21 protein-coding genes are annotated in these 23,735 nt (G+C 37.9%); 10 read left to right on the forward strand and 11 right to left on the reverse strand.

The genetic code is table 11. From position 1 onward, the window contains the following. Nucleotides 1-57 precede the first annotated feature (57 nt). The 3 genes from HJC33_RS12215 to ettA all read left to right on the forward strand — a co-directional run bounded on the left by HJC33_RS12215 (nt 58) and on the right by ettA (nt 3,013). The gene (locus tag HJC33_RS12215) at nt 58-1,041 is read left to right on the forward strand and encodes a Gfo/Idh/MocA family protein (protein WP_171659107.1); all 984 of its coding nucleotides are present in this window, start codon (nt 58-60) and stop codon (nt 1,039-1,041) included. 65 nt (nt 1,042-1,106) lie between these two features. Continuing rightward, nucleotides 1,107-1,289 carry a CAL67264 family membrane protein gene (locus tag HJC33_RS12220; protein WP_171659108.1) on the forward strand — a complete coding sequence of 61 codons (183 nt, stop codon included), beginning with the start codon at nt 1,107-1,109 and terminating at the stop codon, nt 1,287-1,289. A 32-nt stretch (nt 1,290-1,321) separates the two neighbouring features. Beyond that, the gene (ettA, locus tag HJC33_RS12225) at nt 1,322-3,013 is read left to right on the forward strand and encodes an energy-dependent translational throttle protein EttA (protein ID WP_171659109.1); all 1,692 of its coding nucleotides are present in this window, start codon (nt 1,322-1,324) and stop codon (nt 3,011-3,013) included. A gap of 14 nt (nt 3,014-3,027) precedes the next feature. Here ettA and HJC33_RS12230 read toward each other — a convergent pair whose 3' ends face one another. The 4 genes from HJC33_RS12230 to HJC33_RS12245 form a co-directional block, all read right to left on the reverse strand. Next, complete coding sequence (locus HJC33_RS12230) at nt 3,028-3,573, reverse strand: DUF6705 family protein (protein ID WP_171659110.1); 546 nt, start codon at nt 3,571-3,573, stop codon at nt 3,028-3,030. Between the two features lie 9 nt (nt 3,574-3,582). Beyond that, on the reverse strand, nt 3,583-4,788 hold the full coding sequence (locus HJC33_RS12235) for a hypothetical protein (RefSeq protein WP_171659111.1): 1,206 nt from the start codon (nt 4,786-4,788) through the stop codon (nt 3,583-3,585). Nucleotides 4,789-4,945: 157 nt separating this feature from the next. Next, nucleotides 4,946-5,629 carry a hypothetical protein gene (locus tag HJC33_RS12240; protein ID WP_171659112.1) on the reverse strand — a complete coding sequence of 228 codons (684 nt, stop codon included), beginning with the start codon at nt 5,627-5,629 and terminating at the stop codon, nt 4,946-4,948. Nucleotides 5,630-5,690: 61 nt separating this feature from the next. After that, nucleotides 5,691-6,467, reverse strand: a complete 777-nt coding sequence (locus tag HJC33_RS12245) for an MBL fold metallo-hydrolase (protein ID WP_171659113.1) — start codon at nt 6,465-6,467, stop codon at nt 5,691-5,693. A 167-nt stretch (nt 6,468-6,634) separates the two neighbouring features. Between HJC33_RS12245 and HJC33_RS12250 the strand changes: the two genes are divergently transcribed. Beyond that, entirely contained in the window at nt 6,635-7,522 is an 888-nt protein-coding gene (locus tag HJC33_RS12250; protein WP_171659114.1) for a hypothetical protein, read from the forward strand. A 76-nt stretch (nt 7,523-7,598) separates the two neighbouring features. Here the strand turns inward: HJC33_RS12250 and fumC are convergent, their stop codons facing one another. Next, nucleotides 7,599-8,996: a class II fumarate hydratase gene (gene fumC, locus HJC33_RS12255; RefSeq protein WP_171659115.1), complete on the reverse strand. Its 1,398-nt coding sequence runs from the start codon at nt 8,994-8,996 to the stop codon at nt 7,599-7,601. A 140-nt stretch (nt 8,997-9,136) separates the two neighbouring features. On the opposite strand from fumC, the gene HJC33_RS12260 reads away from it, so the two are divergent. Next, entirely contained in the window at nt 9,137-9,310 is a 174-nt protein-coding gene (locus tag HJC33_RS12260; RefSeq protein WP_171659116.1) for a hypothetical protein, read from the forward strand. Between the two features lie 41 nt (nt 9,311-9,351). On the opposite strand, the gene HJC33_RS12265 is transcribed toward HJC33_RS12260, so the two are convergent. The 4 genes from HJC33_RS12265 to prfB all read right to left on the reverse strand — a co-directional run bounded on the left by HJC33_RS12265 (nt 9,352) and on the right by prfB (nt 14,001). Next, nucleotides 9,352-11,832, reverse strand: a complete 2,481-nt coding sequence (locus tag HJC33_RS12265) for a TonB-dependent receptor (protein ID WP_171659117.1) — start codon at nt 11,830-11,832, stop codon at nt 9,352-9,354. Between the two features lie 122 nt (nt 11,833-11,954). Beyond that, nucleotides 11,955-12,455, reverse strand: a complete 501-nt coding sequence (locus HJC33_RS12270) for a hypothetical protein (RefSeq protein ID WP_171659118.1) — start codon at nt 12,453-12,455, stop codon at nt 11,955-11,957. Nucleotides 12,456-12,541: 86 nt separating this feature from the next. Next, nucleotides 12,542-12,895, reverse strand: a complete 354-nt coding sequence (gene arsC, locus HJC33_RS12275) for an arsenate reductase (glutaredoxin) (RefSeq protein WP_171659119.1) — start codon at nt 12,893-12,895, stop codon at nt 12,542-12,544. Between the two features lie 10 nt (nt 12,896-12,905). Beyond that, nucleotides 12,906-14,001, reverse strand: a protein-coding gene (gene prfB / locus HJC33_RS12280; RefSeq protein ID WP_171659120.1) for a peptide chain release factor 2 whose coding sequence is annotated in 2 segments (ribosomal slippage) — nt 12,906-13,937 and nt 13,939-14,001 — 1,095 coding nt in all. Because the reading frame shifts where the segments join, the coding sequence is not laid out codon by codon here. Between the two features lie 85 nt (nt 14,002-14,086). On the opposite strand from prfB, the gene HJC33_RS12285 reads away from it, so the two are divergent. Next, nucleotides 14,087-16,489 (forward strand): zinc-dependent metalloprotease, encoded by a 2,403-nt coding sequence (locus HJC33_RS12285; RefSeq protein ID WP_171659121.1) that lies wholly within the window; start codon nt 14,087-14,089, stop codon nt 16,487-16,489. Nucleotides 16,490-16,504: 15 nt separating this feature from the next. Further along, complete coding sequence (locus HJC33_RS12290; protein ID WP_171659122.1) at nt 16,505-17,530, forward strand: threonine aldolase family protein; 1,026 nt, start codon at nt 16,505-16,507, stop codon at nt 17,528-17,530. Between the two features lies 1 nt (nt 17,531). On the opposite strand, the gene HJC33_RS12295 is transcribed toward HJC33_RS12290, so the two are convergent. Further along, complete coding sequence (locus tag HJC33_RS12295; protein ID WP_171659123.1) at nt 17,532-17,858, reverse strand: YbaB/EbfC family nucleoid-associated protein; 327 nt, start codon at nt 17,856-17,858, stop codon at nt 17,532-17,534. A gap of 51 nt (nt 17,859-17,909) precedes the next feature. Between HJC33_RS12295 and HJC33_RS12300 the strand changes: the two genes are divergently transcribed. The 3 genes from HJC33_RS12300 (at nt 17,910) to HJC33_RS12310 (ending at nt 22,545) form a co-directional block, all read left to right on the forward strand. After that, entirely contained in the window at nt 17,910-20,048 is a 2,139-nt protein-coding gene (locus tag HJC33_RS12300) for a S9 family peptidase (protein WP_171659124.1), read from the forward strand. A 72-nt stretch (nt 20,049-20,120) separates the two neighbouring features. Further along, the gene (locus HJC33_RS12305; RefSeq protein ID WP_171659125.1) at nt 20,121-21,161 is read left to right on the forward strand and encodes a cysteate synthase; all 1,041 of its coding nucleotides are present in this window, start codon (nt 20,121-20,123) and stop codon (nt 21,159-21,161) included. A 124-nt stretch (nt 21,162-21,285) separates the two neighbouring features. Further along, nucleotides 21,286-22,545: a cysteate-C-fatty acyltransferase gene (locus HJC33_RS12310; RefSeq protein ID WP_171659126.1), complete on the forward strand. Its 1,260-nt coding sequence runs from the start codon at nt 21,286-21,288 to the stop codon at nt 22,543-22,545. A gap of 81 nt (nt 22,546-22,626) precedes the next feature. On the opposite strand, the gene HJC33_RS12315 is transcribed toward HJC33_RS12310, so the two are convergent. Beyond that, nucleotides 22,627-23,655 carry a bestrophin family protein gene (locus HJC33_RS12315; RefSeq protein ID WP_246245547.1) on the reverse strand — a complete coding sequence of 343 codons (1,029 nt, stop codon included), beginning with the start codon at nt 23,653-23,655 and terminating at the stop codon, nt 22,627-22,629. Between the last annotated feature and the right edge of the window lie 80 nt (nt 23,656-23,735).

Consider the following 23,735-nt stretch of genomic DNA (forward strand, 5'->3'; position numbering starts at 1 on the left):
TCAATTTCTTCAGGCAGGATAAAGATAAGGAGTTATAATCATTACTTTTGATTTCATATGGAAGGTAAAATTAAATGGGGCATTATTGGCCCTGGAAGAATTGCGAGAAAATTTGTATCTGACCTGCAATTGGTTGATGATGCTGTAGTTACCGCTGTGGCATCTAGGTCTTTGGAAAAAGCAGAAGCTTTTGCCAAGGAGTTCAATATTGAAAAGAGTTTTGGGAGTTATCAAGACCTTTTTGAAACGGATGGAGTAGACATTGTTTATATAGCCACACCACATAATTTTCATAAAGCGTTGACCATTAGGGCTATGGAATCTGGAAAACATGTGCTTTGTGAAAAACCCATTGGAATAACCCGAAAAGAGGTTGTGGAAATGGTGGAATCTGCACAAAAACATCAAGTTTTTTTGATGGAAGGATTATGGTCTAGGTTTAATCCTTCCATAGTAAAAGCAAAACAATTAATTGATGAAGGTATAATTGGAGATGTAGCATATCTACATGCAGATTTTGCCTTTTATGGAATGGACAGAGGGGAAGAATCTAGATTATTAAACCCAAACTTGGCTTCAGGCTCTTTATTGGACATAGGCATTTACCCCATTTTCTTGGCATATTTGATTCTTGGAAAGCCAAAAGAAATTCTCGCACGGTCAAACTTTCACATGAATGGGACAGAAATACAGACCTCGATGATTTTTCAATATGAAAATGCTCAAGCCGTTCTTTATAGTGGCATCAACAGTCATTCAAAAATGGAAGCAGAAATATCTGGGACAAAAGGAGAACTTTTCATACATCCCATTTGGCATGTAGCAAATGGTTGTTCTTTGATAAAAGATGAAGAAACTAAAGATTTTGATCTTCCTGTACAAGGCAACGGATTTGTATATGAAATTGAAGAAATTCATAGTTGTTTGAAAAACAAAAAGTTACAAAGTAACCTGTGGTCACATCAAAATAGTTTGGATTTAGCCGAGTTGTTAGAGACAGTTCGTGAAAAATGCGGAATTCGCTTTCCATTTGAGGAATAAACTACAAGCTTGTATTTGGATTATTCCATTTTTTACGATATTTGGATTTCTACAGAACGATTGCAATGGGAATGAACAAGAATACAGTATTGGCATGGGCCACATGGATTATGATTTTTGTGGGCATAGGAATGATAGCGCTGGGAGTCTTTAAATATGATGAAGTGGCCGGATATGGATTCGGCGCAGTAGGAATTGGCTTTTTTGCTATAGCTTGGGTTTTCAATGCTCTGAAAGGTAGAGTGTAGCTTTCCACTTATTTAACTAAAACAATCACCAAATGTCAGACGATAAAAAAGTCATTTTTTCAATGTCTGGGGTTACCAAGACCTTTAAAACGGCAAACACTCCAGTACTTAAGAATATTTATCTCAGTTTTTTTTATGGTGCAAAAATTGGAATATTGGGACTTAATGGTTCTGGTAAATCCACTTTGCTGAAAATTATTGCTGGGGTGGATAAAAACTATCAAGGTGATGTAGTCTTTTCACCAGGATATTCCGTTGGGTATCTGGAACAAGAACCTCAATTGGATGAAGAAAAAACAGTTCTAGAGGTAGTGAAGGAAGGTGTTGCGGAAATTGTATCTGTTTTGGATGAATACAATAAAATCAATGACATGTTTGGTTTGCCCGAGGTGTATGAGGATGCAGATAAGATGCAAAAACTCATGGACAAGCAGGCCGCACTGCAAGACCAAATTGATGCTTCCAATGCTTGGGAATTGGACACCAAATTGGAAATTGCCATGGATGCATTGCGCACGCCCGAAGCGGACAAAAAAATAGGAGTTCTATCTGGAGGTGAGCGCAGAAGAGTTGCTTTATGTCGATTGTTATTACAAGAACCAGATGTTTTATTATTGGATGAACCTACCAACCATTTGGATGCGGAATCAGTACATTGGTTGGAACACCATTTGGCACAATACAAGGGAACTGTAATTGCAGTAACGCACGATAGATACTTTTTAGATAATGTTGCCGGATGGATTTTGGAGTTGGATCGCGGTGAAGGAATTCCTTGGAAAGGGAATTATTCAAGTTGGCTGGATCAAAAGGCAAAACGATTGGCATTGGAGAGCAAACAAGCTTCCAAACGTCAAAAAACCCTTGAGCGTGAGTTAGATTGGGTTCGACAAGGCGCCAAAGGAAGACAGGCCAAACAAAAGGCCCGTTTAAAGAACTATGACAAACTTTTGAGCCAAGATCAAAAACAGTTGGAGGAAAAATTGGAGATTTATATTCCAAATGGACCTAGATTGGGGACCAATGTCATTGAGGCCAAAGGTATAAGCAAAGCTTTTGGAGATAAATTACTCTACGAAGATTTGAATTTTAAACTTCCTCAAGCTGGAATTGTAGGGATTATTGGGCCTAACGGAGCCGGTAAGACTACCATTTTTAGGATGGTCATGGAAGAAGAAAGTCCGGATAAGGGAGAATTTGAAGTTGGAGAAACTGCAAAAATCGCTTATGTAGACCAAAGTCATTCCAATATTGACCCAGAAAAAACCATTTGGGAGAATTTTAGTGATGGACAGGAATTGGTGATGATGGGAGGGAAGCAGGTAAATTCACGTGCCTACCTAAGCAGATTTAATTTCTCAGGAAGTGAACAGAACAAAAAAGTGAGTATGTTATCTGGTGGTGAACGTAACCGACTGCATTTGGCCATGACACTCAAAGAAGAAGGTAATGTGCTATTATTGGATGAGCCTACCAACGATTTGGATGTGAACACGCTACGAGCGTTGGAAGAGGGCTTGGAGAATTTTGCTGGTTGTGCCGTAATTATTTCTCACGACAGATGGTTTTTGGATAGAATTTGCACCCATATTCTTGCTTTTGAAGGGGATTCACAGGTGTATTTCTTTGAAGGATCCTTCTCTGACTATGAAGAAAATAAAAAGAAACGCTTGGGAACAGATATTATGCCCAAGCGTATCAAATACAAAAAGCTTATTCGTTAGTAATTAATAAATAATTAGTCAATTCGTTCCATTATTACATCTGTAGGAACGGCAAAATCAGTTCCAAAAAAGATTCGTTCACTTTCATCTGTGATAATCTGTAGTTTCTCTCCCTCATAAAGTCCCAAACTCCATTTAATACGGGATTGCTTATTGGACAAAAAATTTATTTTAGCTGTCCCTTTTTGTCTTTTTTTATCATCCCAATAAATTAGATTCAGTATGTCCTTTGCATCGTGCTTAATGCTACCAACCAATCTATTTTTCTTCAAATCGCAATTTTGAAGAATATCATTGTACTCCAATTTGTTTTGGGTAAAATTATAGCAACCTTTGATTACATCCATTGTAAGGCCATTAGGCCCTTCTATTTTTGCAGCAAACAATCTAACTATAAAAACATCATTATCATTCCTATATTCCCAGCTTCCTAAATATTTATTAAGCCTACTATCTTTTTGATATTCACCTTTTTCTGTTTTTATCACTTTCCTTTGTGCATGTAAACTGGCACAGAACAGAACCAGAGTCGTTGTCAAAAAAAACAATCTTCCTTTCATTTGGAGTTTTTAGTTACAGTTATCATTAATTATACCAGTTCCGGCATTATTTGTGGTTATTCCGGTCCAAGTTGAGAAATTTATCGGATTTCCCTTGAATAATTTCAATCCCGAACCTTTGATAAGGTTAGCAAATCCTATTTCATTCTGTAAATTACTATTAGTGGTGTTAACTTTTGAATCAAATAATTGCTCAAAAAAATTAAATTTATCAGCGGAACTTAAAAAATTATTACCAAAACTATTAAAATCATTGATATTATCGATTTTTATAGCATATGTTGTGCCCCCAGTAACCACCATAAATACAAAGGTTTTCCAGTTCTTGATTTTATTGGCTTTGTAAAGATCATATACAGCTTTAACATCCGAACCCGAAAAAATAGAAAGTAACCCAGTATAATGACTGTGCATAAACCCATCAATTTTTGAGGTTACGGTTATAGAAATGCCGGCGCCACCCGGAGCACCAGTTAAATATGGAGAAAAACCAATAGGATCATTGTAATAAATTGCCCTACCATATTCTCTGTCGGCCGATACCTTTGCTTTTAAATCTATCAGAGCATTAAATATGTTTGTATCGTCCCCCAATTTGTCCATTTGTTTACATGGGTTGGGGGGAGGGGATGTATAAGGAAAAACAGGGATTATCACTATTGTCATATTTTGGCCCAAATGACAAATATTACAGGCTGGATTGGTCCATGGACAGTCCTCAACGAAAAAACATTCTTTACCAGTCAGCGCATTTAATTCTCTACCACTTGCCTGAGTCCCATCCTCATACTGAATTAATTGTTTTTCGTTTTTAAAATCATTGTAATATATGTTCCCATCGAAATCTGCTAACATTTCATGGAATCCTATTGCGTAATCTGACATATCAAAATCTTTAATTTTGGATTCAAAAATCCATAAAGATTTATGTGTTAGTTCTGAACCATTAAATGTAAAGACGGCCCTCTCATGTTTTGATCGGTTATTCGATTCCAAGGGGACATCAATGTACTCTTTTCCATCTGCTAGATCCATTAAATGTGCATAATCCCATAATATTTTTTTTGCACCTAAGATTTGGTTGGTTTTAGCATATTCAATTATGCTAGCTTTGGCATCCAAGGGAGTTATATATTCTTCTTTTTCAGAACATGAAAATAGGCAACCAATAAATCCGAGAACAATAAATGCACCTAAGCTTCTTAGTTTTTTCATATAAGATGAATTATATGAACAAATAAAAGCAAAAAGAAAGAAAAAACTTTCAGATAATTTAAATTTTTACATTAATAAATTGAAGAGTAATCTATTATTCCGATGGTGTGAGTTTTTAAAGGCAACGAACTAGGTTAGATATTTTTTACTGTTAAAATCAATTTGATGTATTCAACCGATTAAGCCCCTCCTCAAGAAGTTTTTTTGCCTTTTCCAAATAGGCTTTCTGATGGGATTCCAAAGTATCGGAATCATTATTGTTTTGTTTTGAGGCCATTCCTCTGGTTTTGGATAATGCTACCAATTGTTCAATGGCTTTTTCTGCAGTATGAAGCTTATTTTGGGCATGTTTCTCAAAAACTTCCACCATTTCTTTCTCCATAGATTTTTGGTCGGTTTCATCTTCGGCATGGGCTTCATGTTCCAAAGTAGTATCTGCGTTATCTTCAATAACAATGGGTTCAGACGCACCTATGGTGCATTCATCCAAAATAGTAATCAACTCGTTTATAATTCCTATGGATTTTTTGGTATAATATCTACCTGCATCCCAATCATTGGGGTCTGTGGCTCTGGCCAAACTTTCAATCGCATCCAAAGTTTTGTCTTCAGATTTTGCACAACCACATTCACTCATGAATGTTTCTGATTTTTCAAGTGCGGTCATAGCCCTTTCAGCATAATACATTTGATGCTCAAAGTTTGTTGCTGTCATTGCCTTTTTGGAATGGCTCAATGCATAAGTGACTTTTGCGTAAAAATTATCACACTGATTTGAAAAAGATAATTGAGCTCCAAAGACTAGTGCTATTGCCAGTAGGGCATAAGATTTAGGATTCATTGGTTAAGTATTGATTTGGTCTTTATCCTAAACGTCAATATGTTGTCAATATTTTATGAGATTAAAAATCATCATTAGGGTACCAGTCCAGTTGCACCACTTTTATATTGGAATTTTCCTTATTTACGATTTCCTTGAATTTTTTTACATCGCTTACTTCAGGTCTTCCCCTAAAATGATAAGGATATACTTCTTTGGGTTGAAATTCTAAAACAGCATCGGCAGCACTCTCTACGGTCATGGTATAGGGAAGGTTCATACAAACAAAAGCCTTGTCAATGTTTTTAAGAGCTCGCATTTCAGGAATGTCTTCGGTATCCCCTGAAAAATAGATGCGCTTACCATCAATAGTAAGTACATAACCATTACCTCTTCCTTTCACATGAAAATTTAAGGCTTCTTCCCGTAAATTGTACATGGGTATAGCTTCCACATTTATTCCATATCGTTCTTTGGAACTTCCGTTGTCCAATATATCTATTTGTGGCGTAAACGTAGCCGGCATTTTATCAGCTACAGCTTGGGGAACAATTATTTTCGCTTTTTCGGTGTTCAGTTCCTCTAAGGTCTCCAAATTAAAATGATCACCATGGATATCCGTGATCAAAATTAAATCTGGATTTTTTTGACCTTCAAAAGCAGCTTTCCCACCTACAGGATCAATATATATGGTAATATCATTCCATTCAAGAATTGCAGTGGCATGTTCTATGGGTATAATTTTTAAAGAGGAAACTGATTCTGATTCTTTTTCTTTTAATGTTTTTTGAGCTTTGGTTTCTTTACAGCCCATTGCAACTGCAAGAGAAAAAACTATAGGTAGAAATAAATTTTTCATGAATCTAAGTTTTGCTATTCCTTTAAAGTTAAGGGTTCCTAAAGATTTCTAGTGTTTTTTTTACATTATTTAATATTCTGAAATCCAAACTAAAACTTACAGCGTATATAAACCAAACACAATTGATCAAAGAAAACTTAAACGGGAATCAATTAATTTAAGAAGTTATGAGTGAAACAAAAAATAACAACGGATTAAAGGTAATTGCTGGTTTGCTTGGTGTAGTTCTTTTGGGGACTATTATCTACACTGTAAGCCTTTACCAAGATAAAAAGAAGACAACAGATGCCCTTACACAAGAAAAGGAAGTTGTTGTTAATGATTTGAACAATCTTAAAGCTGAGTACGACAAGGCAATTTTGGAAAGCAATGCAACTAATGAAGAATTAGTAGCTGCTAGAGATAACATTGCAAAGTACATCGACTCTGTTCAAGCTATGAAAGCGGATATCGCCACACTTTCCAGATACAGAAGACAAGTAAGCGTTCTTAAAGCTGAAAGAGAAAAATTGATGAAGCAAGTGGACTCTTTGACACAATCCAATACTTTGTTGGCCATGCAAAGAGACAGTACTTTTGTTGAGTTGGAAAAACAAACTGTTTTCAACGATTCATTGATTGTACAGAACACACAATTGGCTGACGCCGTAGAAAAAGGATCTGCATTGAGTCTTTCCAGTTTCTCTGTTGATGCTATTAGAGAAAGAAACAGTGGGAAATTGGTTTCTACTTCTAGAGCTAAATCTACTGATAAATTTAAAGTCTGCTTCACAGTTGCTGATAACGTAATCGCTGAAGCAGGTGATAGAGAATTCTTTATTGAAGTTCTTGACCCACAAGGTAATGTGTTGGGAGATAGCTTCTCTAAAACAAGCGAAGAAGGTGCATCTATCTCTTATAGCAAGGGAACTAACTTCTATTACGAAAACAGTTCTTTGGATGTATGTGATTACATCAATAAACCAGCAAGTGATTTCCAAAAAGGAAATTACATGGTGAATGTTTATGATAACAAGTTGAAATTATTGGGAACTTCTAAGTTCACCTTGAAATAATATACACTATCCATATAACTTAAAAGCCCGGTTCTTCATTGAATCGGGCTTTTTCCGTTGAGAATAGTTCCAAGCACTATTTAAGACTTCCCACCATATCTTCAGGTTTTACCCATTCATCATATTCTTCTGGGGTAACATAACCTAAATTAACAGCTTCCTCTTTAAGTGTCGTTCCATTTTTATGAGCTGTATTGGCAATCTCTGCGGCCTTATAATATCCTATTTTGGTATTTAGTGCAGTGACCAGCATCAAAGAATTGTTCAAAAGAGTTTTGATCACTTCATGATTAGGGGCAATACCTACAGCGCAGTTTACTTCAAAGCTTACACAGGCATCTCCTAATAGTTGTGCAGATTGTAGTATGTTGGCCGCCATCATAGGTTTAAAAACATTCAATTCATAATGTCCCTGCGTTCCACCAACTCCCACGGCAACATCATTGCCCATAACTTGTGCGCAGACCATGGTCATGGCTTCACACTGTGTTGGGTTTACTTTTCCGGGCATAATGGAACTTCCCGGTTCATTGGCAGGAATTATGATTTCACCAATACCGGAACGGGGACCGGAAGCCATCATTCTAATGTCATTCGCAATTTTGTTCAAAGAAACTGCCAACTGTTTCAATGCCCCATGACTTTCAACAATGGCATCATGTGCCGCTAAAGCTTCAAACTTATTTGCTGCAGTAACAAAAGGAAGTCCGGTAAACTCCGCTATATATTTAGCAACAAGAACATCGTATCCTTTTGGGGTGTTCAAACCCGTACCTACTGCTGTACCTCCCAAAGCAAGTTCGCTTAGATGATCTAATGTATTTTGAAGAGCTTTTAATCCATGATCCAGTTGGGAAACATAACCTGAGAATTCTTGTCCAAGGGTTAGGGGAGTGGCATCCATTAAGTGGGTGCGTCCAATTTTAACCACATCTTTAAATTCTTCTGATTTTTTGACCAAAGTATCTCTAAGTTGCTTTACCCCTGGAATGGTTACTTCTACAATTTTTTTATAGGCGGCAATATGCATTCCAGTAGGAAAAGTATCGTTGGACGATTGACTTTTGTTCACATCGTCGTTGGGTTGAATGGTTTTTTCGCCTTCCCCAATTGTTTTACCGGCAATTTCATGTGCTCTGTTGGCAATTACCTCGTTGACGTTCATATTACTTTGGGTTCCAGAACCGGTTTGCCAGATTACCAAAGGAAACTGACCATCATGTTTTCCATCTAATATTTCATCACATACTTGGGCAATAAGATCCCGTTTAGCAACAGCAAGAACTCCAAGTTCGTGGTTGGCATAGGCGGCGGCTTTTTTCAAATAGGCAAAACCATATACCACATCCAAGGGCATGGACGCAGGTGTTCCAATTTTAAAGTTGTTTCTGGAACGCTCAGTTTGCGCTCCCCAGTATTTGTCAGAGGGTACTTTTACCTCCCCCATGGTATCTTTTTCAATTCTGAAGCTCATTATCAAATTTTTAGAATACACAAATTTAGGCCTTCGTAAAGACAATTTTACATGACTTTTGTTGTATTGAACATTTTTTAATCCAAGATTTGTTTTTTTTGATAAGAAGAAAGTATCTTTGCTCAACAAAAGACAAAATAATGTTTGAATTTGACCAATATTTAGGATTCTTAGCTTTTTTAACCATTTTGACCATAGGATTCTGGTTAATGATTTTCTTATTGACTTTTGTAGTACCTTATTGGTTGGTTGGTAACCTTAGGGAAATGATTAAAGAAAAACGCGAGGCCAAGAGAGCCAAGCTTAGTGAATAAAAAAGAGGCCATTGGCCTCTTTTTAGTTATATAAAAAGGATTTAGGACTTACCAAACTCTCCTTCGTCCCCTCCATCATCAAACCTATCACCTCCACGTTTTCTATCCTTAGGTTGGTTAAATCTGTAGATAAATGAAAGGTTGATCTGTCGTTTTCTCCATTGAAATTCACTATCTGAAGTAAAGAAATCAGTTTCTGTATAAGACACACGTTTTCTAGAGTTGAACAAATCACTCACATTAAATGACAATGTGGCTTTTTCTTTGAACAAGTCCTTGCTCATGGCTAAATTCATGGAAAATATGCCTTTGGTTTCTGTTTGGGCATTTTGCCTTGGTCCTCTGTAGAAAGAATTTGCCTGAAGGTTTATTTTTTTCGGTAAGGTAAATTTAGAGCTGAATCGGGCAAACCAGCTACTATTGTCAGCACCATAATCTACATTATTGAATGTTCCTTCAGAACTGAACCTGAAGAAATTAAAGCTTGTATTGATTCTTAACCATTTTGCTGGATTATATAACATTCCAGCTTCGGCACCAATTCTTTCATTGGTGGATAGATTGATGGGAATGGAACGAATAATTCTAACACCATCTGCAGTGACTTCTCCTGTTTCTTCTTGAACCCTTTCAAAGGAATTGGTTTCTTTTTGATAATATACAGATGAAGTAAAGGTGAGCTTTTGCCAACGTTTCAAATAGCCAATATCAAACGCATTGGCATAAGCAGGGTCTAAATCTGGATTTCCTTGAAAAATATTGGTTCTACTAGATCTGGAAGGGAAGGGATTGATAAACCATCCCCTTGGCCTATTGATTCTTCGGTTATAACCAATGGAAATATTTTGGGTTTCAGAAATTTCATAGACCAAGTTTAATGTGGGGAAAAGACCCAGATAGTTCTTATCGAAATTCACATCAACATCTTCTCCCAAAATCTCTTCCAATGCCTCACTATCAATTTCTGAGTCTACTTCACCTTTCAATTGGGTGTTTTCCATACGTAATCCAGCCAAAAAGGAAAATTCCCCCAATTTATTCCCGTATTGTGTGTAGAGCGCGTTTACATTTTCGTGATAGGTGAAAATATTGGTCAAATCTAGATTGGTCACAAAATTCCCGGTATTTTGGTTGAGAGTGTCCAATTGGTAATCATTGACCTCTTTTTCAAAAGTTCCACGATAACCCGCTTCAAATTGCGCATTGCCCATGGGAAGTACATAATCGATTTGACCAAGAATATCGTCTTGGGTTTGTGCCTCTGTGATGTTTTCCAACGCCAGCAATTCAGTATTGGGAACCGTATTGTTTTCCTGAATCACGGTCAGAATAGATTCATCATCATAGGAATATTGAAAATCTGCCGTTAGTTTATGGCCATCATCATTAATGTTATTGGTATAATTAAGGGAAACCTGATAACTGTTGTCGTTCTCATTTTGGTCTTCGCTCCTAAATGTACGGCTGGATAGTGCTTCATCTGAAAAGCGTTGACTATCATTTTCAGTCAAATCATTTTCATCAGAAAACCGGTAGAAAAAACTTCCGGTTACCGATGATTTTTCAGTTAGGAAATATTCCATACCGATATTTACATTCAAACCGTCATCATTACGACTGATATCTCGGTCTTCAATAATCCTGTCAAATTCTCCTTCAGAATAAGTGTTGTCAAAATAACCACTGCCCGGTGCTTCTCTATGAAAATACCCAAGGGTGTTAAAAATGTTGAATTTTTCTGTCCGAAGGTTGAAATTGGTGGTTGCCCGTGCATTAAAAGGGTAGCCAACAGTAGTATTGATGGAACCGTTTACCCCAAGGGTCTTTTCCTTTTTTAGAACGATGTTCAGAATACCTGCAGTTCCTTCAGCATCATATCTGGCAGATGGACTTGTGATGACCTCTACTTTTTCAATGGCATCGGCTGGTAGTTGCCTTAAAGCATCAGTAGAGCCAAATCCGGCCATTGCAGAGGGTTTTCCATTAATTAATATCCGTACATTCTCATTTCCTCTTAAACTAATGGCCCCTTCTATGTCCACATCCACAGATGGAATATTATTAAGGGCATCACTTACATTTCCTCCACTTGTGGTAATATCTTTACCGATATTGTATATTTTTTTGTCCAATCTAACCTCAACGGTGGTCTTTTCGCCAATAACCTCCACTTCTTTTAATTGGGCAACATCTGGAGCAAGTTTTATGACGCCCAAATTTGTAGCTGACCTATAAATTTGATCATTCAGGGTATAGGTGGTATATGAAATATACTCAACTCTTATATTGTATTTTCCTGGAGATACTTCAACATTAAATGTGCCATCCAAATCAGTAATGCCACCGGTTACTTTGCTTAAATCATTTGTGCTTTGCATCACAAAAGTGGCATACTCTAACGGTTGCCCCGTATCTTGGTCAACTACTTTCCCCGAAATTTTTATTGAACTCTGATTGGGTTGTCTTTGTGCATTGATTGATGAAATTGCCAATAAAAGCAACGGGGCAAAGATTTTGTGCATAGTTTGGATTTTGTATGGCAAATTTGAAATGAAAATGGGAGGATAGGAAAATTATATCTGCCAACAACACACTTGACCCCGTCAATGGACTTAAAAAATTGTTAATCCTTTTGAAGTGGATATTATTCTTTGGATTTCTTTTTCTTCTTTTTCTCTTTCTTCTTGACCTTTTTGGTATTGAACTGATTTTCCTGTAGCTCTAAAAAGGCTTTATATTTTTCTGCTGGGAGACCTAATTCCAGTTCTTCATTTTGCCGGTTTTTGATTTTCTCAACGGCATCCTGTAATTGTGCCCCTTGCAACTCCAATATTTGGATTTCTATACGCTGCTGAACAGATTTTATCAATGTGGTCCTCACAACAGCTTCTTCAAAAGGATTGAGTGTCAAAGCCTCTGTAATGGATGGCATCTGTTGATCCACTATTTGTTCTGCGGTCAATTTTTCAGGCTCTTTGGGCGTATCTGGGGTTTGTGGAACAATGCTTCGTTGTCTCCCATATCTGTTGCCGTACCTTCCTCCGTAGCCATAGGGATTTCCATATCCGTATTGTGCATAAAGTTCACCTGCTCCTAGAACTCCCAAGAAAAAGGCTAAAATAAAAATGGTTTGTGTTTTCTTCATGTGTATTTAGTTAAGGTCTAAGAAGCTGATTTATAGTCCTCAAATAGCATGTTACAAGGTACAAAACTCAATAAATCCCACATAATTTAATCGTTATCAGATAGTAAAGCGCTAATTTTTTCAGCAGGCCGACCAATTACAGCTTTATCACCTTTAACAACTATGGGTCTTTCAATAAGTTTTGGATGCTCAAGCATAGCTTGAACAATTTCCTCATCTGAAAGATGTTTTCCTTTAAAATTCTCTTTCCAAACAGCTTCGTTTTTTCGAAGCAAATCTTCTGGAGCAATGCCAAGGGATTGAATAACTGATTTCAACTCCTCTTCTGATGGAATTTCTTCCAAATATCGGACCACTTCAAACGTTTGTCCAGATTTTTCCAAAATTTCCAGACCTTCTCTGGATTTTCTGCATCTAGGATTATGGTATATTTTGATCATCTGTCTTAATTTATTCTTCGCGTTGTCCCATCATCATCAGATAGGCCTTTAAGAACTGACTGATTTCCCCATCCATTACAGCATCTACATTCCCTGTCTCTTCACTTGTGCGCACATCTTTCACCAATTTGTACGGATGCATCACATAATTTCTGATTTGGGAACCCCATTCAATCTTCATTTTTGAAGATTCAATTTCTGCTCTGGCCTCTTGTTTCTTTCTCAGCTCGATTTCATACAACTGTGATTTCAACATTTTCATCGCTGTGGCTCTATTATCGTGCTGTGATCTCGAATCTGAACATGAAATTTGAATGCCTGTAGGTTTGTGTACCAATTGCACTTTGGTCTCCACTTTGTTTACGTTCTGTCCACCTGCACCACTCGATCGGGCAGTTGTAATTTCTATATCAGAAGGATTTACTTCAATTTCTATGGTGTCATCCACTAGGGGATAAACATAAACTGAAGCAAATGAAGTGTGGCGTTTGGCATTGCTATCAAAAGGAGAGATGCGAACCAATCGATGAACTCCATTTTCCCCTTTGAGCCAGCCAAAGGCATATTCACCTTCAATTTCCAAGGTCACGGTTTTGATACCAGCTACATCTCCTTCTTGGTAATTGAGCTCTTTGACCTTGTACCCATTTTTTTCACTCCACATCATGTACATACGCATCAACATGGAAGCCCAGTCACAACTTTCAGTCCCGCCAGCTCCAGCGGTAATCTGCAGTACGGCCGTCAGTTCATCACCTTCATCAGAAAGCATGTTTTTAAACTCAAGCTTTTCAATCAATTCGAGTGATTGGCTAAATTTTTCTTCAACTTCAGCTTCATCGACCTCTCCAAGTTGTTGAAATTCAATCAACACTTCTAAATCACCAATTAAGGTTTTGGCTTCGTTGAATTCTTCAACCCACTTTTTTTTGGATTTTAGAACCTGCATTTGTTTTTGGGCTTCTTGAGGGTTGTCCCAAAATCCTGGCGCAAGAGTTTTCTCCTCTTCGTTCTCTATTTCAATAAGTTTGGCATCAATGTCAAAGATACCTCCTTAACGCACCTAGGCGTTCAATAAGATCTTTTTGCTGATCTGTGGTAACCATACAATCAAAATTTCAAGCAAAAATAGTATTTCGGTGCAGTGGGGCAACGAAAATTATATAAATTTAAGCTTAATCAAATTTGGATATGAAAAAACGACTACTCTACTCGCTGCCAATTTTCTTTTTCTCGTTTTTATTGAATGCTCAAAATTTTGATAAGACCAAGGACTATCAAAAGTTCAATGGGTATTTCAATTTTTATTATGATGATAAGACAGACAAGATTTTTCTTGAGGTCAACGAACTTGAAAAAGAGTTTTTGTATGTCTACTCATTAAGTAGTGGAATTGGAAGCAATGATATTGGTTTGGATAGGGGGCAATTGGGCAATGAAGCTGTTGTTTATTTTAAGAGGGCTGGACAAAAACTATTGCTGGTACAACCAAATTTACGTTTTAGAGCTTTAACGGATAATGATTTAGAACGAAAATCAGTAGAACAAGCCTTTGCAAAATCTGTACTGCATGGCTTTAAGATAGAAGAAGAGTCGAAAGGAAATTACCTTATTGATGTTACCGATTTTTTAATGCGGGACGCCCATGGAGTATCCAGTAGATTGAAAAGCAGGAAACAAGGATCTTACAGTTTGGATAAATCCAAAAGTGCTTTGGCTTTTGACCGCACAAAAGCTTTTCCAAAAAATGTGGAGTTTGATGTTACCCTTACCTTTAAAGGTAACCCTACTGGGGATTGGATAAAATCGGTCACTCCAGTACCAAATTTGGTAACAGTGGCGCAACACCATTCCTTAATAGAATTACCTGATGACAATTATAAAAAACGGGTTTTTGATCCTCGTTGTGGCTCTTATCCGTTTTCCTATTACGATTACGCCACTCCTGTACAAGAACCTATTCTGAAAAGATATGTAACGCGTCATCGCTTAGAAAAGAAAAACCCCAATGCTGAAGTTAGTGAAGCTGTAGAACCTATCATCTATTATTTGGACAACGGAACACCAGAGCCGGTGAGATCTGCATTATTGGAAGGAGGAAGATGGTGGAACCAAGCTTTTGAAGCTATCGGGTATAAAGATGCTTTTCAGTTGAAGATATTGCCAGATGATGCAGATCCATTGGATGTACGTTATAATGTAATTCAGTGGGTACACCGATCGACAAGGGGATGGAGTTATGGAAGCAGTATTACGGATCCCAGAACTGGAGAGATTATCAAAGGGCACGTAAGTTTGGGCAGTCTTCGTATTCGTCAGGATTTCTTGATTGCCCAAGCCTTGATGAACAAACCTTTTGCAGAAATAGATGATAATTATCAGCCTATGTTGGAAATGGCACTGGCCAGAATACGTCAATTATCAGCCCATGAAATTGGCCATACGTTGGGGTTTGCACATAATTTTGCGGCAAGTACCAATAACAGGGCATCTGTAATGGATTATCCACACCCACAATTTGAATTGGAAGGAAATGTCATCAACTTTAAAAATGCATATGATACTGGTATTGGAGAATGGGACAAGGTTACGGTAGCATATTCCTATGAGAACTTTTCTAATGAAGCAGAGGAAAAAGAAGGACTGAATGCTATTTTGGAAAAAGCCCAAAATGATGGATTGCGCTATATTTCCGATCAAGACGCAAGACCAAAAGGAGGTGCCCATGCGCTGGGACATTTATGGGACAACGGTAAAAATGCGAGTCAGGAATTGGATAAGATGCTACAGATTAGAAAGGTGGCTATCAACAATTTTTCCATAGATAATATCCGTACAGGAGAACCCAATTCGGTGCTTGAGGATGTTTTTGCGCCGCTATACTTTTTTCATCGGTACCAAACAGAAGCTACCGCCAAATTGATTGGAGGGTTAGATTACAATTACGCCATCAAAGGAGACGGACAGCGAACGGTTTCCCCCATCAGTGTAGCATCACAAGAAAATGCACTAAAAACTATATTAAAAACGCTGGATGCATCAGTAGTTGCCATTCCAAAGGAAAAATTGGAACTTTTCCCACCAAGGGCCATTGGTTATGGACGTAGCCGGGAGTCTTTCAAGGGAAGAACCGGTGTTAGTTTTGATGCACTATCTTCAGTTGAAACTGCGGCTGATATGACCTTGGGGCTTTTGTTGCACCCAGAACGAGCCTCCCGATTGATTCAACAGAAAAGTTTGGATAAAGATCAGATAGGCTTAAAAGAAGTATTAGGTGAAACATTGGAGCTTACCTTGGAACTTAAGCATAAAGATGCATACCATGATGAAGTTCAAAATACCATCAATTTTAGGGTATTGTTTCATATCATGAATCTTGCGGCACACAAAGAAGTGCATCCTCAAGTAAATGCCATTGCCAATGAAAGTTTGAAGGAAATTAGATCCTATGTCTTGAACAATGGTAAAAATGCCATTGCTGTGGAAATGGTTCGAAGAATAGATGCGTTTTTAAACAAACCTTCAGAATTTAAAGTTATTGTGGCACCTAAAATTCCTGATGGTTCTCCCATTGGAATGGGCTGTATGTATTAATCCTGTGTAAAATTCATGCAAATAAACCTTATCAGCGATACCGTAACAAAACCTACCCCTGGGATGTTGGAAGCTATGATGAGCGCCAAAGTTGGGGATGATGTCTTCAAAAATGACCCTAGTGTAAATGCATTGGAAGAAAAAGTGGCAGATTACTTTGGCAAACAAGCCGCCTTATTTTTTCCCAGTGGTACTATGGCCAATCAAACAGCTATAAAATTGCATACCCAACCAGGACAGCAGTTGATATGTGACAAATATGCCCATATATACAATTATGAAGGGGGAGGAGTTAGCTTTAACAGTGGTGTTTCCTGTAAGCTGGTTGATGGACATCGAGGGATGATGACGGCACAGCAAGTATTTGAAGCTATAAATCCTCCCGATTTCTACCACAGCCCTTTAACTTCCTTGATCTGTATAGAAAATACAACCAACAAAGGGGGAGGAGCCTGTTGGAGTTTTGAAGAGCTACAAAAGATTAAAAATGTCTGTACAGAAAATAGACTCAGTTATCATTTGGATGGTGCCCGGCTATGGAATGCTTTAGTGGCCAAAAAGGAAGACCCAAAAGCATACGGAGCACTTTTTGACTCAATTAGTGTGTGCTTGAGCAAAGGATTGGGCTGTCCTGTGGGTTCTGTATTGGTGGGAAGTAAACAACTGATCGATGGTGCAATCCGCGTTCGAAAAGTATTGGGTGGTGGAATGCGGCAATCTGGTTTTTTGGCCGCTGCGGGAATCTATGCTTTAGAACACCATATTGATAGACTCGCTATAGACCATCAAAAGGCTAAAGAAATTGGAAGGGTTTTGCTTGAACTTGATTTTATCAAAAAAGTGGAGCCAATAGAAACCAACATCATTATTTTTGAGTTGGATGAATCTAAAATAAAATCAGCAGACTTCTTGAAACTTTTGGAAGAAAACCAAATCTCAATTATTGGCATGGGGCAAGGGAAATTGCGTATTGTCACCCATCTAGATTACACAGATGAAATGCACGAGCACCTATTAAAAGTCCTTAAAAACTTAGGATAACCTATTTAAAAAAAGAATCCATTCCTGGGATATTGGGCATTCCTTCCTTGGCTACGGCAGCCAGTTCCGTTTCATTGACTTGGGATGCTTTTTTAATTGCCTTATTTAGGGTAAGTACAAGATAATCTTCAAGTTGCTCCTTATCTTCAAGCAAAGAATCATCTATATTAATGGTTTTGATTTCTCTATTGGCGGTAAGCGTCACCTTCAATAAACCATCTTGGGATTGCTCATCCACCATAACAGTGTTCAATCGTTCTTTAGTGGCTTCAACTTTCTTTTGGGTCTCTTTCAATTTACCCATCATACCCATTAAATCTCCAAACATAATTCGCTTGTTTTGAATTCAAAAGTAATAAATTGCGGCAAACAATAATTCATGAAAACACTTACCACCCGTATCCTTTTTCTTGCCTTATGCCTTATTTTTGCAGGCTCTTGTAAAAATCAAAACGAAACATCGATGAGTATACAACCCCCAGTAGCGAATAAGAAGCCAACCAAGCTTGAAAAGCATGGAGATGTTAGAGTGGACAATTATTATTGGATGAATGACAAGGAAAATCAAGAGGTAATTGACTATCTCAACGCTGAGAACGATTATTACCATCAGATGACATCCCATACCAAACAATTTCAAGAAGATCTTTTTAAAGAGATAAAATCGAGAATAAAGGAAGACGATTCTTCCGTACCTTATAAGTTGGACGGATATTGGTACATCACTCGATATGAAGAGGGCAAGGAATATCCCATTCACTCTCGAAAAGAGGGTGATTTAGACGCTGAGGAGCAAATCATGTTCAATTGCAATGAAATGGCCAAAGGCCATGATTTCTATAATTTGAAAGGCATTTCTGTGAGCCCAGACAACACAATGGCCACTTTTGCAACTGATACTGTATCAAGAAGGCAATACACCATTCAAATTAAGAACCTGAAGACTGGGGAGATTTATCCTGATAAAATTGAAAATACAACAGGTGGAGCTGTTTGGGCCAACGATGGCAAAACCCTTTTCTATACCAAAAAGGATCCTGTTACCTTAAGGGGAGATAAAATTTATAAGCATAAGCTGGGGACACCTGCTGACGAAGATGTTCTTATTTTTCACGAGGTCGATGACACGTATCGAACTTTTGTTTATAAGACTAAATCCAGAAAATATATTGTCATAGGTTCTGCCAGTACATTGACCACAGAGTATCAAATTCTAGCTGCAGATGACCCAGATGGAAAATTTAAAGTGTTTTCTCCACGGGAAAGAGGGGTGGAGTATTCCATAGCGCATTATAATGGCGACTTTTATGTGCTTACCAATAAGGATGGAGCCACCAACTTTAAATTGATGAAAACTTCGGAAAATAAAACACACGCTGATTTTTGGGAAGAATTTATTCCGCACAGGGAAAATGTTCTATTGGAAGATTTGGATATTTTCAAGGATTACTATGTGCTTTCAGAACGGGAAAATGGATTGAACCTGCTTAAAATTTCCAAATGGGATGGTTCGGAAAGTTATCAATTACCTTTTGCTAGTGAGACCTATGTAGCGGGAACTTCGGTGAACTTGGATTTTGACACCAAGGAACTGCGCTATTATTATAACGAAATGGGCGCACCCTACGCTGTTATTGACTTCAATATGGAAACCAAAACCAAAAAAATCCTGAAAGAACAGGAAGTTTTGGGAGGAACATTCGATAAATCCAATTATAAAACAGAACGTTTATGGGCTACAGCAAGAGACGGCGCTAAAGTTCCTATTTCATTGGTTTATCATAAAGACACTCCTTTGGATGGTACAAGTCCATTGTTACAATATGCCTATGGATCCTATGGCCACACCATTGACCCTTATTTTTCCACGATTAGATTGAGTTTATTGGATAGAGGGTTCATTTATGCCATTGCTCATATTAGAGGAGGTGAATATTTGGGAAGACCGTGGTACGAAGATGGAAAACTTTTGCAGAAGAAAAATACATTTACCGATTTTATTGATTCTTCCAAGCACTTGATTGAAAAGAAATATACTTCATCTGAGCATTTATATGCCAGTGGAGGTTCTGCAGGGGGATTACTCATGGGTGCTGTGGTAAATATGGCCCCTGAACTATATCGTGGAGTTATAGCTTCAGTACCGTTTGTAGATGTAGTGACTACTATGTTGGATGACTCAATTCCACTTACTACCGGAGAATATGATGAATGGGGAAATCCAAATGAAAAGGAATACTATGACTATATGAAATCTTATTCCCCGTATGACAATGTAGAGGCTATAAACTATCCTAATATGTATGTATCAACCGGACTCCATGATTCCCAAGTACAATACTGGGAGCCTGCGAAGTGGGTTGCCAAGCTAAGAGAGTACAAAACCGATGATAATCTCTTATTTTTGGATACAAATATGGAGGCCGGACACGGAGGGGCATCAGGTCGTTTTGAGGCCCTCAAGGAAGTGGCCAAAGAGTATGCTTTTATTCTTGATCTAGAAAATAAGATACCTTAAAATAAAAAATACTATTTTTGTGCCGAAGAAATCTTACCGTTGGTCGGATTTATTCCTTACCTAATACCAGTTATGAAGAAACAGATAAATGCTTACAGCAATATCCTTGACTTAATTGGAAATACCCCCTTAGTTAAGCTAAACAAAATTGCAGCCCCTCTTACAGGAAACTTTTATGCTAAAATTGAAGCCTTTAACCCAGGACATTCGTCCAAGGATAGAATAGCGGCTTATATTATTGATCAAGCAGAAAAAAAAGGTATCCTCAAGCCAGGGAGTACTATTATTGAAACTACTTCAGGTAATACTGGATTTAGTTTGGCCATGGTGAGTATTGTAAAGGGATACGATTGTATTCTGGCCGTTAGTTCTAAGTCATCTCCAGATAAGATAGATATGCTTCGCTCCATGGGAGCCAAGGTTTATATATGTCCAGCTCATGTTAGCGCGGATGACCCTCGTTCTTATTACGAAGTGGCAAAACGTCTGCATAGCGAAACCGAGAATTCCATTTATATCAACCAGTATTTTAATGAGCTCAATATAGAGGCACATTATCAAACTACTGGACCCGAAATTTGGGAGCAGACCAATGGTACCATTACACATTTGGTAGCCTGTAGCGGAACAGGGGGGACTATTTCAGGTATAGCTAGATATTTGAAGGAGCAAAACCCAAAGGTTAAAATTCTTGGTGTGGATGCTTATGGTTCCGTACTTAAAAAATACCATGAGACTGGAGAGTTTGATCATAACGAGATTTATCCATACAGAATTGAAGGGCTTGGCAAGAATTTAATTCCAGCTGCAACCGACTTCAATTGTATTGACCGATATATTAAGGTGACCGATGGAGAAAGTGCACATATGGCCAGAAAAATAGCATATACTGAAGGTATGTTCGTAGGGTATACCAGTGGTGCGGCCATGCAGGCACTTTATCAATTAAATACCGAGGGAGAGTTTACCAAAGACAGTAATATAGTAGTTATTTTCCCAGATCATGGATCTCGATACATGAGTAAAGTTTATAGCAACGAATGGATGGAAAACCAAGGATTCTTCGATAATAAGAATGCTGAAGAGCCACAAAAGGTTGAATACATTAAATAATAACTAATAAAGTGCTAACTCGTTGAACGACAGTGAAATTCATTGTCGTTTTTTTATATCCAATTTTAGTTATGAGCACTAGTGAAAAATCTATATTTTTGCATTTGAATCAAATTTAGGGTAGATGAGAGATTTGTTTGATAGAATCATTGAGAATAAGGGGCCTTTGGGAAAATGGGCTTCCCAAGCAGAAGGTTATTTTGTATTCCCAAAATTGGAAGGACCCATCTCCAATAGGATGAAATTTCAAGGAAAAGAGGTCATTACGTGGAGTATCAATGATTATTTGGGGTTGGCAAATCTACCCGAAATCAAAAAAGTGGATGGTGAAGCTGCCCTAGAGCACGGTGCGGCTTATCCTATGGGAGCTCGTATGATGAGCGGACATACAGACTATCATGAGCAATTGGAGCGTGAATTGGCAGAGTTCTCCCAAAAAGAAGCGTCGTACTTATTAAATTTTGGTTATCAGGGCTTCATGTCCGTAATAGATGCATTGGTTTCCAAAGATGATATCATTGTTTATGATGTTGATTGTCACGCTTGTATTATAGATGGTGTGCGTCTACACATGGGAAAAAGATTTACTTTCAAACATAATGATGTTGAAAGTTTAGAGAAAAACTTGGAGCGTGCCACTAAAATGGCTCAAGAAACTGGAGGAGGTATTCTTGTAATTTCCGAAGGTGTTTTTGGAATGCGAGGAGAACAAGGAATTCTTAAAGAAATCGTTGCGCTTAAAAATAAGTTTAAGTTTAGATTGTTGGTGGATGATGCCCACGGATTTGGAACTTTAGGAAAAACAGGAGCAGGAGCAGGAGAGGAGCAAGGAGTACAAGGCGATATTGACGTTTACTTGGCCACATTTGCAAAATCGATGGCCGGTATTGGTGCATTTGTTGCCGCCGACCAAGAAATAATAGAATACCTTAAATATAATTTAAGGTCCCAGATGTTTGCGAAGTCACTTCCCATGGTTTTCGTAAAAGGTGCCTTGAAACGTTTACACATGATGCGAACCATGCCTGAATTGAAAGCTAAATTGTGGGAGAACGTAAATGCCCTTCAAAATGGATTGAAGGAAAAAGGGTTCGATATTGGAACAACTTCAAGCTGTGTAACTCCCGTATATCTGAATGGAAGCATTCCAGAAGCCATGGCTTTGGTAAAAGATTTACGTGAAAATTATGGTATTTTCTGTTCAATTGTAGTGTACCCAGTAATTCCAAAGGGATTGATTCTGTTGCGAATGATTCCAACGGCTACGCATACCATGAAAGATATCGCGGAGACATTGGATGCCTTTTCAGCTATTCGTGATCGATTGGAAAATGGAACATACAAGAGACTTTCTGCTGCTGTTGCAGCTGCTATGGGAGAATAATTTTTTACCTCTCCATAAAATTTTCTTTTGTTGATTACAACTTCTAAGTAATATACTTCCAGGCAAGAAAATTGTTTTCTGCTACATCTGTGTATGGTACATCACTGGAAACTGTTCTGGAATCTCATCAGCTGATTCACCAAGGTTTTGACGCAAATCTATTTCTATTCCACGAGCTATGGTAGAAATGGGAACGTCGTTCGCGGAACCTTCAAAAGGATTTTCCCCTGTTCTTCCAATTCTTTCCATAGTATGAAAGACCCATGCTACAATTACATAGAAAGGAACGGATAACCAAATGAACAAATCGCCAATCAATGAATTTTTACTGCTTATTTCAATTCCTATTTCTGAAAATTGTGGAATGATGGCAAAGGGCAGCAACAAAATGAAAACCCACATAAAATAATGATTGAGTGTGGCAAAATGTCTTGGATAGGGAAAATTCTTTATACGTTCTGATTTTCCTTGAAGTGTGAACAATTCTTCCAAGACACCTTCCAATTGCAAAAAGGCAAACTCCCAAATTGCCCCTTTTTCCTTCAATCCCCTTAGATGATGGGATTGAAGATAGAGTAATGCTGTTTGTTTATTGCTTTTTTCCATTACGTATTCTAAATCGTTGCTTGAGAGATAAGGTCTTAGGTCATCTTCAATACTGGCATCCCATTCAGGAGGCCTTACCACTTTGCTCCATTCTTTATTGGTTTTTTCATGCACTACCGTTTCCCAAGGTTTGGATGCTCGCATAGCATGTCGCAATGCAGCCATCCACGCTATATGTCTATAAGTGAGTGTTTTAATTTCATTATGTAATTCTTCTTGGGATAATTTTGTAGCAGTATGTTCATTGGTCACCATATCTTGGACAAACATTCCAAATGTTCGGGAAGTATTTACAATGCCTCCCCAAATTTTTCTGGCCTCCCAAATTCTACCGTAAGATGCATTGTTTTGAAAACCTATTACAAAAGCCACGGCAGTACCGATTAAGGCCAATGGGGTCCAAGGTATTTTAATCCATTGTAATTCAAGAAAGTAATACAAGGCCACTAAAGTGGTAACAATGCTAAAAAACAAAATGGTTTCATAACGAGTCCATTTTGCCATGTCCAGGGTTTTATAAACCTTTTTAGTATACATAGAAAACCTTTTATATCGCACAGGAAACCTACTGCGGCAATTAACTT

It is taken from the genome of Flagellimonas amphidinii, from assembly GCF_013090115.1.
GTDB lineage: Bacteria > Bacteroidota > Bacteroidia > Flavobacteriales > Flavobacteriaceae > Flagellimonas > Flagellimonas amphidinii.

What these genes read in the sequence shown, in the direction of transcription:
- HJC33_RS12215 (WP_171659107.1), top strand. Translation starts at nt 58, where the DNA reads ATGGAAGGTAAAATTAAATGGGGCATTATTGGCCCTGGAAGAATTGCG.
- HJC33_RS12220 (WP_171659108.1), top strand. Translation starts at nt 1,107, where the DNA reads ATGGGAATGAACAAGAATACAGTATTGGCATGGGCCACATGGATTATG.
- ettA (WP_171659109.1), top strand. Translation starts at nt 1,322, where the DNA reads ATGTCAGACGATAAAAAAGTCATTTTTTCAATGTCTGGGGTTACCAAG.
- HJC33_RS12230 (WP_171659110.1), bottom strand. Translation starts at nt 3,573, where the DNA reads ATGAAAGGAAGATTGTTTTTTTTGACAACGACTCTGGTTCTGTTCTGT.
- HJC33_RS12235 (WP_171659111.1), bottom strand. Translation starts at nt 4,788, where the DNA reads ATGAAAAAACTAAGAAGCTTAGGTGCATTTATTGTTCTCGGATTTATT.
- HJC33_RS12240 (WP_171659112.1), bottom strand. Translation starts at nt 5,629, where the DNA reads ATGAATCCTAAATCTTATGCCCTACTGGCAATAGCACTAGTCTTTGGA.
- HJC33_RS12245 (WP_171659113.1), bottom strand. Translation starts at nt 6,467, where the DNA reads ATGAAAAATTTATTTCTACCTATAGTTTTTTCTCTTGCAGTTGCAATG.
- HJC33_RS12250 (WP_171659114.1), top strand. Translation starts at nt 6,635, where the DNA reads ATGAGTGAAACAAAAAATAACAACGGATTAAAGGTAATTGCTGGTTTG.
- fumC (WP_171659115.1), bottom strand. Translation starts at nt 8,996, where the DNA reads ATGAGCTTCAGAATTGAAAAAGATACCATGGGGGAGGTAAAAGTACCC.
- HJC33_RS12260 (WP_171659116.1), top strand. Translation starts at nt 9,137, where the DNA reads ATGTTTGAATTTGACCAATATTTAGGATTCTTAGCTTTTTTAACCATT.
- HJC33_RS12265 (WP_171659117.1), bottom strand. Translation starts at nt 11,832, where the DNA reads ATGCACAAAATCTTTGCCCCGTTGCTTTTATTGGCAATTTCATCAATC.
- HJC33_RS12270 (WP_171659118.1), bottom strand. Translation starts at nt 12,455, where the DNA reads ATGAAGAAAACACAAACCATTTTTATTTTAGCCTTTTTCTTGGGAGTT.
- arsC (WP_171659119.1), bottom strand. Translation starts at nt 12,895, where the DNA reads ATGATCAAAATATACCATAATCCTAGATGCAGAAAATCCAGAGAAGGT.
- HJC33_RS12285 (WP_171659121.1), top strand. Translation starts at nt 14,087, where the DNA reads ATGAAAAAACGACTACTCTACTCGCTGCCAATTTTCTTTTTCTCGTTT.
- HJC33_RS12290 (WP_171659122.1), top strand. Translation starts at nt 16,505, where the DNA reads ATGCAAATAAACCTTATCAGCGATACCGTAACAAAACCTACCCCTGGG.
- HJC33_RS12295 (WP_171659123.1), bottom strand. Translation starts at nt 17,858, where the DNA reads ATGTTTGGAGATTTAATGGGTATGATGGGTAAATTGAAAGAGACCCAA.
- HJC33_RS12300 (WP_171659124.1), top strand. Translation starts at nt 17,910, where the DNA reads ATGAAAACACTTACCACCCGTATCCTTTTTCTTGCCTTATGCCTTATT.
- HJC33_RS12305 (WP_171659125.1), top strand. Translation starts at nt 20,121, where the DNA reads ATGAAGAAACAGATAAATGCTTACAGCAATATCCTTGACTTAATTGGA.
- HJC33_RS12310 (WP_171659126.1), top strand. Translation starts at nt 21,286, where the DNA reads ATGAGAGATTTGTTTGATAGAATCATTGAGAATAAGGGGCCTTTGGGA.
- HJC33_RS12315 (WP_246245547.1), bottom strand. Translation starts at nt 23,655, where the DNA reads ATGGCAAAATGGACTCGTTATGAAACCATTTTGTTTTTTAGCATTGTT.